Origin of the sequence: Micromonospora sp. DSM 45708, assembly GCF_039566955.1 — a bacterium.
Taxonomy (GTDB): Bacteria; Actinomycetota; Actinomycetes; order Mycobacteriales; family Micromonosporaceae; genus Micromonospora.
On record NZ_CP154796.1, the window covers coordinates 22,851 to 35,711 of the forward strand.

Consider the following 12,861-nt stretch of genomic DNA (forward strand, 5'->3'; position numbering starts at 1 on the left):
CATTTAACAAACTTAACTGTTAAGGTTGCTAAATGTATACCGGCGTCGATGCGCCGGGACAAGAGGCGGATTTTCAGTCGAGCTGGTCCACCGGCCGGACGCCGAGCCGGGCGGGCAGCGGTAGGGCGTTCCAGGGCACCCGGCGCAGCAGCCGGTCCAGCAGCAGGCCGAGCAGCAGGCCGGCGACCGAGTCGGTGAGCCAGTGCCAGCCCAGGTAGACGGTGGTGCAGAAGACCACCGTCGGGGGCACCACCCGGATCACGGTGACCAGCCGGGGCCCGACGGTGCGGCCGACCGTGCGCAGCAGCGGGACCAGCAGCAGGGCGAGTACGCCGTACCAGACGATCGCGTTGGCGACGTGCCCGGACGGGTACGACTGGGCGAAGCGCACCGGAAGGTCGTGCTGGAACAGCGGGAGCGTCTGCTCCGGCGGCAGGAACGGCTCCTTGACGCTGGCGCTCGGCGCCGGGCGGGCGGTCCACACCTTCAGCGGACCGATGGTGAAGAACGTCAGCACGAACGCGGTCACCGGCGGCAGCACCGCCCGTACCGAGCGCAGCCGCAGCGCCAGCAGCACGCCCAGCCCGGCCGCCAGCAGCGTCAGCGGGGTGCCCTGGCCGAGCAGGTTGAACGCCATCGCCACCCACCGGGCGGCGGTCGGCCGGTGCGCGGCGGACCAGTCGGCGACCGCCCGGTCGAGCCCGAACAGGTGGCCGGCGGCGAGCGCCACGGTCAGTGCCACCAGCGCGGCGAGCAGCAGCCCGTCGTACCACCAACCGGCCGGTCGGACGGGCCGCAGCCGCAGGTCGCGGCGTACCCCTGAGGTCTGGCGCACGCGACCACGCTACCGGCCGGCGACGGCGGCCGGTCATCGGCGGTTGTGTGCCGAACCACGAAGGGAAGCGCTCCGCCGGGTCAGCGGTCACACTGGTTGCCGTGCGGATCACCTCGGCCCTCGTCGACCCGGCGCTGCTCGACCTTCCCTGGTCGACCCCGCTGGAGCAGTGGCCTGCCGAGCACCTGGTGGCGCTGCCCCAGGGCATCTCCCGGCACATCGTGCGGTTCGTCCGGCTCGGCGGCTTCGTCTACGCGGTGAAGGAGACCGGCGAGCGGGTCGCCGAACGCGAGTACGACCTGTTGCGGGCGTTGGAGCGGATCGACTTCCCGTCGGTCGAGGCGATCGCCATCGTGGCCGACCGGCAGACCGACGACGGCGAGCCGCTCGATCCGGTGCTGATCACCCGGCACCTCCAGTTCTCGTTGCCCTACCGCGCGCTGTTCTCCAACACGCTGCGCCCGGAGACGATGAACCGGCTGCTGGACGCGCTGGCCGCGCTGATCGTGCGGATGCACCTGACCGGGTTCTTCTGGGGCGACTGCTCGCTGTCGAACACGCTGTTCCGGCGCGACGCGGGCGCGTTCGCCGCCTACCTCGTGGACGCGGAGACCGGGGCGCTGCACCCGTCGCTCTCCAACGGCCAGCGCGGCGAGGACCTGGAGATCGCCCGGGTGAACATCTTCGGCGAGGCGCTCGACCTCCAGGCCGCCGGCCTGCTGCACGAGTCGATCGACCCGGAGGTGGTCTGCGAGGAGGTCGTGCGGCGCTACGAGCGGCTCTGGCACGAGATCACCTACGAGCAGCAGGTCGAGCGCGCCGCCCGGCACGACATCGAGGGCCGCATCCGCCGGCTCAACGAGCTGGGCTTCGACGTGGCCGAGGTGGCGCTGTCGACCGTCGACAACGGGCGTTACCTGGTGCGGCCCAAGGTGGTCGACGCCGGCTACCACACCCGCCGGCTGCTGCGGCTCACCGGCCTGGACGCCGAGGAGAACCAGGCCCGCAAGCTCCTCAACGACCTGGACGCCTACCGGGTGGAGAGCGACCTGACCGACGAACAGCAGGCGGCGCACCGCTGGCTCACCGAGGTCTTCGAACCGGTGGTCCGGGCGGTGCCGGCGCACCTGCGGCGCAAGCTGGAGCCGCAGGAGCTGTTCGCCCAGATCATCGAGCACAAGTGGCTGCTCTCCGAGCAGGCCGGCCGGGACGTCGGGATGCGCCGGGCCGTCCACTCCTACCTGGCCGACGTGCTGGTGCACCGCCCGGACGAGCAGGCCGTGCTGGGCGTCGAGGTCCCCACCTCCTGATCCCCGCCCCGAGCCGGGCTGGCGCGGCTAGTCGGTTGACGCGGCCCGGCGGCCCGTGCGACGTCCTGGGCGGCAGGTGAAACGGGTGTCCTGGTTGCGCTACGAACTTGATGGCAAGAATGAGTCAGACGCGTGAGCTGCGGGAGCCGTCGGCCGTCGGTTGTCCGTGCCCTCGGTGGGTGTGCCCCGGCTCTTCCCGCCGCCCGCCGCCCGCCGCCCGCCGCCCGCCGCCCGCCGCCCGCCGCCCGCCGTCCGCCGTCCGTGTCGTCGGGCGTCTGTGCCGTCGGGCGTGCGTGTCGTCGGGCGTCTGTGCCGTCGGGCGTGCGTGTCGTCGGGCGTCTGTGCCGTCGGGCGTGCGTGTCGTCGGGCGTCTGTGCCGTCGGGCGTGCGTGTCGTCGGGCGTCTGTGCCGTCGGGCGTGCGTGTCGTCGGGCGTCTGTGCCGTCGGGCGTGCGTGTCGTCGGGCGTCTGTGCCGTCGGGCGTGCGTGTCGTCGGATGTGCGTGTCGTCGGGCGTCTGTGCCGTTGGGGGTCCGTGCCGTCGAGGCGTTGGGTCGGCAGGCGGCTGAGCATTGCCGGCGAACCGTTTACGCCATCAAGTTTGTAGCGTGCCGCAGACGAGGTGTCGCATCGCCTGGAACACCCGGCCACGTCCCGCGGACCAGCAGCGTGCCGCCGCGAGGCACGCTGCCGGGCTCGCGCTGCCGGGCTCGCGCTGAGGGGCTCGCGCTGCCGGGCTCGCGCTGCCGGGCTCACTCCACCCAGTCGCCGGCGCGCATCACCCGGACCACGTTCAGGTCGTCGTCCAGCACCACCAGGTCGGCGCGCAGGCCGGCCCGGAGCGCGCCCACCCGGTCGCCCAGCCCGAGCGCGCGGGCCGGGGTGGTGGCCGTCATCCGGACGGCGTCGGGCAGCGTGACGCCCGCGCCGACCGCGTGCCGCAGCGCGGCGTCCATGGTGAGCGTGCTGCCGGCGATGGCGCCGTCCCGACTGAGCCGGGCCTCGCCGCCGGCCACGGTGACCGCCTGGCCGCCCAGCTCGTACTCGCCGTCGGGCATGCCGGCGGCGGCCATCGCGTCGGTGATCAGGGCGGCCCGCTCCGGGCCGGCCACCGAGGTGGCGAAGCCGAGCATGCCGTCGTGCAGGTGCACGCCGTCGGCGACCAGCTCACAGACCACGTTCGGGGCCTCCAGCAGCGCCACCACCGGGCCCGGCTCGCGGTGGTGCACCGGGCGCATGCCGTTGAACAGGTGGGTGCCGACGCTGGCGCCGGCGGCCACCGCCGCGCGCGTCTGCGCCCAGGTGGCGTCCGTGTGCCCGACGGCCGCCACCACGCCGTTCGCCACCAGCAGCTCGATCGCGGCCGTCGCACCCGCCCGCTCGGGCGCCAGCGTGACCATCCGCACCGTGCCGCCGCCCAGCTCGATCAGCTCGGCCAGCTCGTCGGTGGACGGGTCGCGGAGGAACTCCGGGTTCTGCGCGCCGCAGCGGTCGGCCGACAGGTAGGGGCCCTCGAAGTGCAGGCCGGCGAGCACGCCGTTCTCGACCAGCGGCCGGAACGCGGCGGTGGCGTCGCGCATCAGCGTGAACGGGGAGCTGACCAGGCTGGCCAGCAACGTGGTGGTGCCGTGGCCGAGGTGGAACGCGGCGGCCTGCCGGGCGGAGTCCGGATCGCCGGTGGTGAACGTGTGCCCGCCGCCGCCGTGGGTGTGCATGTCCACGAAGCCGGGCACGATCCAGTGCCCGTCGCGTACCGACGGGTAGTCGGCGACCGCGGTGATCCGGTCGTCCCGGATCTCCACGCAGCCCTGCCGGATGACGCCGGTCGGGGTCACCACCTTGCCGGTCACGCGCCGGGTCATCGACTCTCCTTCACCAGGGTGTCCAGGGCCAGCAGGGCGGCGCCGAGGCAGCCGGCCTCGTCGCCGAGAGCAGCCGCGACCAGGCGCGGCTCGCGGTGGAAGGTCAACCGCTCGCGCAGCGCTTCGCGCAGCGGGTCGAACAGCCGGGGACCGGCCTGGGCCAGCCCGCCACCGATCACCACGGTCGCCACGTCGTACAGCGCCTGCCCGGTGGCGAGGCCGTCGGCGAGCGCCTCGACCGCCGCCCGCCAGACCGCGCCGGCGAGCTGGTCACCGGACGCCGCGCGGTCGGCCACCTCGGCGGCGGTCGCCGGCGCGCCGGCCAGCTCGGTGTAGCGGCGACCGATCGCCGAGGCCGAGGCCACCGCCTCCAGGCAGCCGACCCGACCGCAGCCGCAGCGCGGGCCGTCGGGGCGTACCAGGATGTGGCCGATCTCGCCGGCGGCGCCGTGCGCGCCGGTGGCGGCCGACCCGTCGACCACGTGCGCGGCGGCGATGCCGGTGCCGATCGCGACGAACAGCACGTGGCCGGCGTCCCGGCCGGCGCCGAGCCGGGCCTCGGCCAGGCCGCCCACCCGCACGTCGTGGCCGAGCGCCGCGGGCAGGCGCAGACGGGTGACCGCCAGGTCCCGCAGCGGTACGTCCCGGAAGCCCACGTTCGCCGACCAGACCGCCACGCCACCGGCCTCGTCGACCACCCCGGGCACGGCGATGCCGCAGGCCACCGGCGTGAGCCCGTCGGCGCGGGCCTTGTCGGCCAGCCCTTCGGCCACGTCGAGGACGGTGCCGACCACGGCGTCCGGCCCGCGCTGCGCGCCGGTGGCGTGCCGTTCGGTGTGCACTGTCGCGCCGTCCGGCCGGACCAGGGCGCACTTCATCCCGGTGCCGCCCACGTCCAGCGCGACGACGACCTCGTCGCGCGCCCTCACGCCAGGACCACGGACCGGGTCAGGTGGCGGGGCGCGTCCGGGTCGAGGCCGCGGCTGGTGGCCAGCGCCACGGCGAACCGCTGGGCCAGGATCAGGTCGGCCATCGGGTCGACCGGGTTGCGGCCGGCCGCCCAGCTCGTCAGCACCGTGCGGCACCCGTGCGTACGGCTGTGCACGAACGCCGCGCCGGTGGCCGCGACGTCCTCGGCCAGCCCGTCCGGGATCCCGCCGAACGCCCAGACCAGCCGGCCCGGGGCGGCGATCGAGATGGGGCCGTGGCGGTAGTCCATGGCCGGGTACGCCTCGGCCCAGAACGTGGCCGCCTCGCGGCACTTCAGCGCGGCCTCCTGAGCCAGCCCGACGGTCCAGCCGCGACCGAGGAACGTGACCTGCTCGATGCGGGCCGGGTCGATCGGCAGCGGGGCCCGGACGGCCACCTCGGCGTCGGCGGCCAGCCGGCCGAGGTCCTCGCCGAGGTGGGCGCGGAGCAGCGCGAGCGCGGTGGTGGCGAAGCGGGTCTGCACCACCGAGCGCTCGTCGGCGAAGGGCAGCGCGACAGTGGCGTCGGCCAGTGACACGGCCGGCGAGGCCGGGTCGCCCACCAGGCCCGTGGTGGGGACCCGCCCGTGCAGCGCGGCGAGCAGGTCGAGCACCTCGGTGGTGGTGCCGGAGCGGGTGATCGCGATGAGCCGGTCGTAGCGACGGCCGGTGGGGAACTCGCTGGCCTGGAAGGCGTCGGTCTCGCCCTGGCCGGCGTGCTCGCGCAGCCCGGCGTACGCCGCGGCCATGAACCACGACGTGCCGCAGCCGACCACGGCGACCCGCTCGCCGGGGCGCGGCAGGTGGTCGGCGACGGTCGGCGCGAGCCGGGCCGCCTCGCGCCAGCAGTCGGGCTGGCTCGCGATCTCCGCGTGCACGTACGCCATGACAACTCCTTGCCGGGAGACCTTGCGCAATACAGCGCGATAGGGCCTGCTTTCGCGCGTCATTCTGCGCGAAGTGGGGTGGGCGTGGCAACCGTCTCCCCATTCGCGCAGGCCAGGGTTTTGCGCAGACGCAGTTTCGCGCACTACGGTGCACGCAACCAATCACCGTACGTGCACAGTCAGGGGAGGGCCCCGCGGTGGACCGCTACGCGCGTTGGAACGCGCTGCTCGAGATGCTGACCGACAGCGGCCGGGTCAGCGTCGAGGAGGCGGCCGAGCGGCTGGCGGTCTCCCAGGCCACCATCCGGCGGGACTTCGACCAGCTCGCCCAGCAGCAGATGATCACCCGGACCCGGGGTGGCGCGGTCGCCAACGGCGTCTCCTACGACCTGCCGCTGCGCTACAAGACCGCCAAGCACTCGGCGGAGAAGCAGCGGATCGGCGCCGCCGCCGCCGCACTGGTCTCCCCGGGCACGGTGGTCGGCCTGAACGGCGGCACCACCAGCACCGAGGTGGCGCGCGCCCTGGCCGTCCGCCCGGACCTGAACACCAGCGCCGAGGGCGCCCAGCTCACCGTGGTCACCAACGCGCTGAACATCGCCAACGAGCTGCTGGTGCGGTCGCGGATGAAGGTGGTGGTGGCCGGCGGTGTGGTCCGGCCGAAGTCGTTCGAGCTGGTCGGCCCGCTGGGCGGGGCGCTGCTGCGCGAGGTCACCCTGGACGTCGCGCTGCTCGGCGTGGACGCGATCGACCCGCAGCTCGGCGCCGCCGCGCACCACGAGGGGGAGGCGGCCATGAACAGCCTCATGGTGGCCCGTGCCAAGCGGGTCGTGGTGATCGCCGACTCGTCGAAGCTGGGCGGGCACGCGTTCGCCCGGATCTGCCCGGTGGACCGGGTGGAGACGCTGGTGACCGACTCCGGCGCGGCCCCGGACGTGGTGCAGGCGTTCCGCGACGCCGGTGTGCACGTCGTCTGCGCCTGAGAGTGACACGCCGACCCCTGTGCATACCGGGTATTGCCTTCCCCTGCATACCGCGTATGGTGTCGCTGTCACCTACATCGGGGGAGGTCAGCTGTGTCGGCTGTCCTGGAGATCGAGGGTCTCCGTAAGACGTACCGAAGCCGGAAACGCGGGGTCCGCCACGCGCTCGACGGCTTCGACATGCGGGTCGAGGCCGGCCAGGTGCACGGCTTCCTCGGCCCCAACGGTTCCGGCAAGACCACCACGCTGCGTACGCTGCTCGGCCTGATCCGGCCCAACGGCGGCCGGATGGCCATCCTCGGCCAGGAGTTGCCGCTGGCGCTGCCGGCGGTGGCCGGCCAGGTCGGCGCCATCGTGGAGAGCCCGCAGTTCTTCCCGCACTTCTCCGCGCGGGACACGCTGAGCCTGCTCGCCCAGGCCGGCGAGCTGCCGAAGCAGCGGGTCGACGAGGTGCTGGAGCAGGTCGGGCTGCGCGACCGGGCCGGCGAGCGGGTGAAGACCTACTCGCTCGGCATGAAGCAGCGGCTCGCCGTGGCGTCCGCGCTGCTCAAGAACCCCAAGCTGCTGATCCTGGACGAGCCGGCCAACGGCCTCGACCCGGGCGGCATCCGGGAGATGCGCCGGCTCATGCGGGAGCTGGCCGAATCCGGCATGACCGTGGTGCTCTCCAGCCACATCCTCGGCGAGATCCAGCTCATCTGCGACTCGGTCACCATCATCTCGCTCGGCCGGCGGGTCGCCTTCGGGCCGGTCGAGCAGGTGCTCGCCGCGCACTCCCAGGGCTCCGTGCGGGTGCGCCTGGAGGCGGTCACCGACCTGCCCCGGGCCCAGGAGACGCTGACCCGGTCCGGGGTCCGCGTCGCCGCCGAGGCCGACCACCTGATGCTGTCCGGCGTGGACAAGCCGGCCGTGGTCAGCCGGCTCCTCGCCGAGCAGGACCTGTACGTCAGCGAGCTCACCCCGGTCGCTGTCGACCTGGAGAGCGTCTTCCTCGAACTGACCGCCACCGCGCCGGTCCCCGGCCAGAACCGTCAGGTCGATCAGTCCGCCAAGGTCGACCAGACCGGCACCGCAGGAGGTTGGGGCGCATGAGCCTGTTCGTCACCGAGCTGCGCCGGCTCACCAAGCGCCGGGTCACCCGCCTGCTGCTCGTCCTGCTGGTGGTCGGGCTCGCCACCGTGGCCACCGCGTTCAGCTTCTCCAGCCACAAGCTCTCGCCCGAGGTGGTGGCCGCCGCGCAGGCCGATTCCGATGCGCAGTACCGCAAGTCGGTCGAGGAGTGGAAGCGTAGCGTCACCGAGTGCGAGGCCGCCCAGGCCCGCGGCGAGCAGACCGAGGAGCGTTACGGCCCGAACTGCGGCAAGGACTTCCAGCCGCAGCCGGAGATGTTCGACCCGAAGTGGAACCTGCCCTACCAGTTCGACTTCCGGGCCGAGTTCCCCACGTTCATCGCCGTGTTCGCCGGCGCGGTGGCGCTCTTCGCGTTCATCGTCGGCGCCTCCTTCGTGGGCGCCGAGTGGAACACCGGCGGGATGATGAACCTGCTGCTCTGGCGGCCGAAACGGCTCGCCGTGCTGGGTACCAAGCTGGCCGCGCTGCTCACCACCGTGCTCGGGCTGAGCGTCGTGCTCGGCGCGTTGTGGACGGCCGTGTTCTGGCTGATCGGCACGCAGCGGGGCACCACCGCGAAGATGACCGCCGGGGTGTGGCGCTCGATCGGGCTGGACGGGCTGCGCGCCGTGGCGCTGATCCTGGTGGTCGGCGCGGTCGCGTTCGCGCTCGCCTCGCTGGGCCGGCACACCGCGATGGCGCTCGGCGCGGCGGTGGCGCTCTTCGCGATCAGCGAGATCGGCATCCGGATCGCGGTCGGCGTGCTGTCGGTGCCGTTCGGTGACCGTTACGTGCTCTCCACGTACGCCCAGTCGTGGTTCCTGAAGCAGGCGGAGCTGTTCGACTACGACACCTGCGAGTTCGCCCGGGGCGCCTGCGAGCCGGCGAAGTACGTGGTCACCTGGCAGCAGTCGGCAGTGGTGTTCGGCATCGGCGCCGTGGCGGCCCTGGTCGCCGCGTTCTGGACGATGCGCCGGCGGGACGTCGCCTGACGCTCTCCGCGCCGCCGGCCGGACGCCGGCGGCGCGGACCGCGCGGGGCGATGCGGCCGGGGACGGCCCTGGTTACGCTGGGGTCTTCCCGCCGGCGCGTCTCCCGCGCCGGTCAGCCGCCGTCGGAGAGGAGCACCATGTCCGCCGACGCCACGGACCGGGCCACCACCGGGCGGCCCGACCCACCACCACCGGTCGGGGGTACGCGCGCGGCGCCCGGTGTCGCCGTCCCCCCGCCCCGCACCGCGCCGCCGGCCGAGTCGGTCCCGCCGGCCGAGCCCGTCCCGCCGGCCGTGGCCGCGCCGCTGCCCGCGCCCGCGTCGCCGGCCGAGTCCGTCCCGTCGACGGAGCCCGCGTCGCCGGTCGAGGCCACACCGTCGATGGATGCCGCCGCCGGGACCGCTCCGGCGGAGCCGGCCGCCGGGCTCACCGAGCGGGAGCTGCGGATCCTCGCCTTCGAGTCGCGGTGGTGGAAGCACGCCGGGGCCAAGGAGCAGGCCATCCGGGACACGTTCGGCCTCTCCGCGACCCGTTACTACCAGCTCCTCAACGCGCTGCTCGACCATCCCGCCGCGCTGGCGGCCGAGCCGGTGCTGATCGGCCGGCTGCGTCGGCTCCGCTCGTCGCGGGCCCGCAACCGGCGGCGTTGACCGGCCTCACTTCTCGTACGAGCGCAGGCCGTTGCCGATGGCGAAGAACGTCGGCGCCCACTCGCCGATGAAGATGCCCCAGCGGTCCGCCCGCGCCACGCCGGCGCGTTCCAGGTTCTTGGACAGGAACCAGCTCGTGAACGAGAGTCCGATGCTGACGAACCCGGCGAGATAGGCGTGTTCCGCGCGGATTCCCGACTCGTGCAACCGCTCCAACATGGCGATCCCCCTGTCACCGGTCCGATTGGTCGCATCCGACGCTACCGGTAGCGCCGCTGCGGTGACGCAAAGTTGCCGGATGTGCGGTCGAGGCCTTCGAGGGTGAGCACCCTCACGCCCGGAAGGACCGGTCGGATGACAACGCAGCGTGAGGCGGAACGCCCCGGGGGTACGACCGGTCGACCCGCTCCGCCGTACCGGCAATGAGTCCGCAAAGGGGTGGACGCGCGCCGGGGCGGCCGGCAGACTCCGCCTCGTGACGGGTGTGGTACGGCTGGAGCCGGTGGACGAGCGGAACCTGGAACCGTTGCTCTCCGTAGCGGCGGCGGAGGCGGAACCGGAGGACGTCATGCCTGCGGTGGACGCCCCGGCCGGCTGGTCACTGGCCCGCCGGGACGCGTTCCGCGAGTTCCACCGCGCCAGCTTCGGTGGCCTGGACGGCCCGACCCGCACGCTGATGTACGCGATCGTGTCCGGCGGTGAGGTGGTCGGCATGGTGCGGATGACGCGCCGTGACGAGCCGGGGACGGTGGAGACCGGGATGTGGCTGGGCCGGTCGGCGCGTGGTCGGGGGTTGGGCGCCGCCGCGCTGCGGGAACTGCTGCACGCCGCTGCGGCGGCCGGCATGCGTACGGTCGTCGCCGATACGACGCCGGACAATGCCGGTGCCATTTCCGTCCTCCGTAAATGCGGCGCGGAATTGCACGAAGAAGGCGGAAAGCTGTCCGCCCGGATGTGTCTGGATTCGGCCCTGCCGACCCACTGAGACCACTGCTTGCCGCGTGACAACGTTTGCGCGTCCTCCCTGCTCGTTCGCGGTTCAATGCGAACTTTCGCCCTTCCTGCGAAGCGTTTCCCTTCCGCTGGGAAAATGTTTTGCGAGTGGCATGGCGGGTACTGCCCGCCGGGTCCGCTGATGCGGGACACCGGCCGCAGGCCCCTTTTTCGCTGATCCTCGGCAGCCGTTTTCCGGGCCTGCTCCACGCGTGAGGTGTCCCTTCCGCCGGGGAGCGAAGGAGAACTGATGAAGAGCGGAGCTCGGATCGCCCTGGCGGTCGGTTTCGGATATGTCCTCGGCCGGCGCAGGAAGCTGCGGACGGCTCTCACCCTGGCCGCCGCCGTGGCTGCCGGCCGGGCCAGCCAGAATCCCGGCGGCCTCAAGCAGATGGCCACCGGCCTGCTCGGATCGAGCCCCCAACTGGGCAACCTCTCCCGGCTCGGCGCGCCGCTGGTCACCGCCGGCCGGGCCGCCGCGACCGCCGCCGCCGGCAGCGGCATCGACGCGGTCAGCGGCCGGCTGCGCGGCAGCGCCGACGCGCTGCGCCGTCGTTCCGCCGGGTCCGGCGGGCAGTCGGCGGACGGCCGGCGCTCGGCGCCCGACGAGGAGCCGGAGCTGGACGAGCAGCCCGGGGCCGACGACGAGGCCGACGACGACGAGCAGCCGGGCCCCGCGCGCCGGCGACGGGGGCGGTGATCATGCCCACCACCGGACTCACCGACCGGGCCCGCGACCAGATCGGCGGCGAACTGCGCAACCTCGCCTCCGCGATCGGCGAACGTGCCGTGCAGGTGGTGACCGAGCGGGTCACCGGCGCCACCGGGCGGCTCAGCGAGTACGCGAAGCAGGGCGGTGGCCCCGGCCTGGTCGCCGCGGCCACCGGCGCGCAGAAGCTCGCCGACGGCCACTCCCCGCTGAAGGCCATGTTCCATGCCGGCCTGGCCGGCGGTAAGGAGAAGCTGATGTCGGCGTTCGGCGGCGGCAAGGGTGGCAAGGGCGGCGGCAAGAAGCTCAAGGTCACCAACATCGTCGAGACCATCGAGGTCGGCGTGCCGGTCCGGGTCGCGTACAACCAGTGGACCACCTTCGGCGACTTCCCGAGCTTCATGAAGAAGGTCGAGCAGGCCGACAACGACTCCGACGAGAAAATGACCTGGAAGGCGCAGGTTCTCTGGTCGCACCGCACCTGGGAGTCGACGATCGTCCGGCAGATCCCGGACCGGCTCATCCACTGGCGGTCCAAGGGCGAGAAGGGTTCGGTCGACGGCACGGTCAGCTTCCACGAGGTCGGCCCGGAGCTGACCCGCATCCTGGTCGTGCTGGAGTACCACCCGCAGGGCCTCTTCGAGCACACCGGCAACCTGTGGCGGGCCCAGGGCCGCCGGGTCCGGCTGGAGCTGAAGCACTTCGTCCGGCACGTGATGACCGAGACCGTGCTCGACCCGGACTCCGTCGAGGGCTGGCGCGGCGAGATCCAGGACTCCCAGGTGGTCAAGGACCACGAGACCGCACTCCGCGAGGAGCAGGAGGGCGGCGAGCAGCCGGAGCCGGGCCGCGGCCCGGAGGAGCGGGCCGAGGAGGAGCGCCGGCCCGCCGAGCGTGGTCGTCGCCGTCCGCCGCAGCGCCGTCGCCCGGTCGAGGAGGAGGAGTACGACGACTACGACGCCGGCGACGACTTCGACGACGAGGAGTACGACGAGGAGCCGGCGGAGGAACAGCCGCCGCCGCGCCGCCGGCAGCCGGAGCGGGCCCGCCGCCCGCAGCGCGAGGAGCGGGAACCGCGCGAGGAGCGGGCCCGACGTGCTCCCGAGGCGCCCCGCCGGCCGGTCGTCCGGCGTCGCCGTGAGGAGCGTGGCGAATGAGCGTGGCGACGGCCGACCGGCCGGGCAGCGCGCTGGAACGCACCGCCGGCGGCGCGGGGGGCGCGCTCGCCGACGTGGTGGAGACCGTGCTGGACAAGGGCGTGGTGATCGACGCCCAGGTGTCGATCGCCGTGGTCGGGATCCAGCTCCTGGAGATCGACGCCCGGGTGGTGATCTCCAGCATCGAGACGTACCTGCGGTTCGCCGACACGGTCGACCGGATGAACATCGTGCCGAAGGACCAGAAGACGCTGCCCGACCTGGTCGACGGCGTCGCCGGTGCGGTCGGCGGTGCGGTCGGTGGGGTCGGCGAGGCGGCCCGGGGGATCGGCGGCGCGGTGGTGGACGCGCCGCGCGACCGCGAGGTCGGGCGGGACCGGCCGCGCCGGCGGGACGGGGAGCGCTGA

General features: G+C 73.4%; 14 protein-coding genes. 9 read left to right on the top strand and 5 right to left on the bottom strand.

The features are described from left to right. Nucleotides 1-73 precede the first annotated feature (73 nt). Nucleotides 74-835, bottom strand: coding sequence for a phosphatase PAP2 family protein (locus VKK44_RS00120; RefSeq protein WP_343444754.1), 762 nt, complete (start codon nucleotides 833-835; stop codon nucleotides 74-76). Between the two features lie 47 nt (nucleotides 836-882). Between VKK44_RS00120 and VKK44_RS00125 the strand changes: the two genes are divergently transcribed. After that, nucleotides 883-2,145, top strand: a complete 1,263-nt coding sequence (locus VKK44_RS00125) for a DUF4032 domain-containing protein (protein WP_458351587.1) — start codon at nucleotides 883-885, stop codon at nucleotides 2,143-2,145. A gap of 750 nt (nucleotides 2,146-2,895) precedes the next feature. Here VKK44_RS00125 and nagA read toward each other — a convergent pair. Genes nagA through VKK44_RS00140 form a run of 3 tightly spaced genes read right to left on the bottom strand, consistent with a single transcriptional unit; the run spans nucleotide 2,896 to nucleotide 5,860 of the window. After that, on the bottom strand, nucleotides 2,896-4,005 hold the full coding sequence (gene nagA / locus VKK44_RS00130) for an N-acetylglucosamine-6-phosphate deacetylase (RefSeq protein ID WP_343444756.1): 1,110 nt from the start codon (nucleotides 4,003-4,005) through the stop codon (nucleotides 2,896-2,898). Then, complete coding sequence (locus VKK44_RS00135) at nucleotides 4,002-4,883, bottom strand: ROK family protein (RefSeq protein ID WP_343447968.1); 882 nt, start codon at nucleotides 4,881-4,883, stop codon at nucleotides 4,002-4,004. The genes nagA and VKK44_RS00135 overlap by 4 nt, the downstream gene beginning before the upstream one ends. A gap of 47 nt (nucleotides 4,884-4,930) precedes the next feature. Next, entirely contained in the window at nucleotides 4,931-5,860 is a 930-nt protein-coding gene (locus VKK44_RS00140) for an SIS domain-containing protein (RefSeq protein ID WP_343444757.1), read from the bottom strand. A gap of 197 nt (nucleotides 5,861-6,057) precedes the next feature. Between VKK44_RS00140 and VKK44_RS00145 the strand changes: the two genes are divergently transcribed. The 4 genes from VKK44_RS00145 to VKK44_RS00160 all read left to right on the top strand — a co-directional run bounded on the left by VKK44_RS00145 (nucleotide 6,058) and on the right by VKK44_RS00160 (nucleotide 9,595). Then, nucleotides 6,058-6,843, top strand: coding sequence for a DeoR/GlpR family DNA-binding transcription regulator (locus tag VKK44_RS00145; protein WP_107161380.1), 786 nt, complete (start codon nucleotides 6,058-6,060; stop codon nucleotides 6,841-6,843). 180 nt (nucleotides 6,844-7,023) lie between these two features. Further along, nucleotides 7,024-7,935, top strand: a complete 912-nt coding sequence (locus VKK44_RS00150) for an ATP-binding cassette domain-containing protein (RefSeq protein ID WP_343447970.1) — start codon at nucleotides 7,024-7,026, stop codon at nucleotides 7,933-7,935. After that, nucleotides 7,932-8,945, top strand: a complete 1,014-nt coding sequence (locus VKK44_RS00155) for an ABC transporter permease subunit (RefSeq protein ID WP_343444758.1) — start codon at nucleotides 7,932-7,934, stop codon at nucleotides 8,943-8,945. The genes VKK44_RS00150 and VKK44_RS00155 overlap by 4 nt, the downstream gene beginning before the upstream one ends. A gap of 137 nt (nucleotides 8,946-9,082) precedes the next feature. Then, entirely contained in the window at nucleotides 9,083-9,595 is a 513-nt protein-coding gene (locus tag VKK44_RS00160; protein WP_343444759.1) for a DUF3263 domain-containing protein, read from the top strand. Between the two features lie 6 nt (nucleotides 9,596-9,601). On the opposite strand, the gene VKK44_RS00165 is transcribed toward VKK44_RS00160, so the two are convergent. Beyond that, nucleotides 9,602-9,814 (bottom strand): hypothetical protein, encoded by a 213-nt coding sequence (locus VKK44_RS00165; protein ID WP_343444760.1) that lies wholly within the window; start codon nucleotides 9,812-9,814, stop codon nucleotides 9,602-9,604. A 256-nt stretch (nucleotides 9,815-10,070) separates the two neighbouring features. Here VKK44_RS00165 and VKK44_RS00170 point away from each other — a divergent pair, with 256 nt between their 5' ends. The 4 genes from VKK44_RS00170 to gvpJ all read left to right on the top strand — a co-directional run bounded on the left by VKK44_RS00170 (nucleotide 10,071) and on the right by gvpJ (nucleotide 12,861). Continuing rightward, nucleotides 10,071-10,580 (top strand): GNAT family N-acetyltransferase, encoded by a 510-nt coding sequence (locus VKK44_RS00170; RefSeq protein ID WP_343444761.1) that lies wholly within the window; start codon nucleotides 10,071-10,073, stop codon nucleotides 10,578-10,580. A gap of 258 nt (nucleotides 10,581-10,838) precedes the next feature. Beyond that, nucleotides 10,839-11,288 carry a hypothetical protein gene (locus VKK44_RS00175; protein ID WP_343444763.1) on the top strand — a complete coding sequence of 150 codons (450 nt, stop codon included), beginning with the start codon at nucleotides 10,839-10,841 and terminating at the stop codon, nucleotides 11,286-11,288. Between the two features lie 2 nt (nucleotides 11,289-11,290). After that, entirely contained in the window at nucleotides 11,291-12,454 is a 1,164-nt protein-coding gene (locus VKK44_RS00180; RefSeq protein WP_343444764.1) for an SRPBCC family protein, read from the top strand. Further along, on the top strand, nucleotides 12,451-12,861 hold the full coding sequence (gene gvpJ, locus VKK44_RS30910) for a gas vesicle protein GvpJ (RefSeq protein WP_458351588.1): 411 nt from the start codon (nucleotides 12,451-12,453) through the stop codon (nucleotides 12,859-12,861). The genes VKK44_RS00180 and gvpJ overlap by 4 nt, the downstream gene beginning before the upstream one ends.

Coding starts and splice junctions, on each gene's coding strand:
- nagA (WP_343444756.1), bottom strand. CDS start 4,005: ATGACCCGGCGCGTGACCGGCAAGGTGGTGACCCCGACCGGCGTCATC.
- VKK44_RS00135 (WP_343447968.1), bottom strand. CDS start 4,883: ATGAAGTGCGCCCTGGTCCGGCCGGACGGCGCGACAGTGCACACCGAA.
- VKK44_RS00140 (WP_343444757.1), bottom strand. CDS start 5,860: ATGGCGTACGTGCACGCGGAGATCGCGAGCCAGCCCGACTGCTGGCGC.
- VKK44_RS00150 (WP_343447970.1), top strand. CDS start 7,024: ATGCGGGTCGAGGCCGGCCAGGTGCACGGCTTCCTCGGCCCCAACGGT.
- VKK44_RS00155 (WP_343444758.1), top strand. CDS start 7,932: ATGAGCCTGTTCGTCACCGAGCTGCGCCGGCTCACCAAGCGCCGGGTC.
- VKK44_RS00160 (WP_343444759.1), top strand. CDS start 9,083: ATGTCCGCCGACGCCACGGACCGGGCCACCACCGGGCGGCCCGACCCA.
- VKK44_RS00165 (WP_343444760.1), bottom strand. CDS start 9,814: ATGTTGGAGCGGTTGCACGAGTCGGGAATCCGCGCGGAACACGCCTAT.
- VKK44_RS00175 (WP_343444763.1), top strand. CDS start 10,839: ATGAAGAGCGGAGCTCGGATCGCCCTGGCGGTCGGTTTCGGATATGTC.
- VKK44_RS00180 (WP_343444764.1), top strand. CDS start 11,291: ATGCCCACCACCGGACTCACCGACCGGGCCCGCGACCAGATCGGCGGC.
- gvpJ (WP_458351588.1), top strand. CDS start 12,451: ATGAGCGTGGCGACGGCCGACCGGCCGGGCAGCGCGCTGGAACGCACC.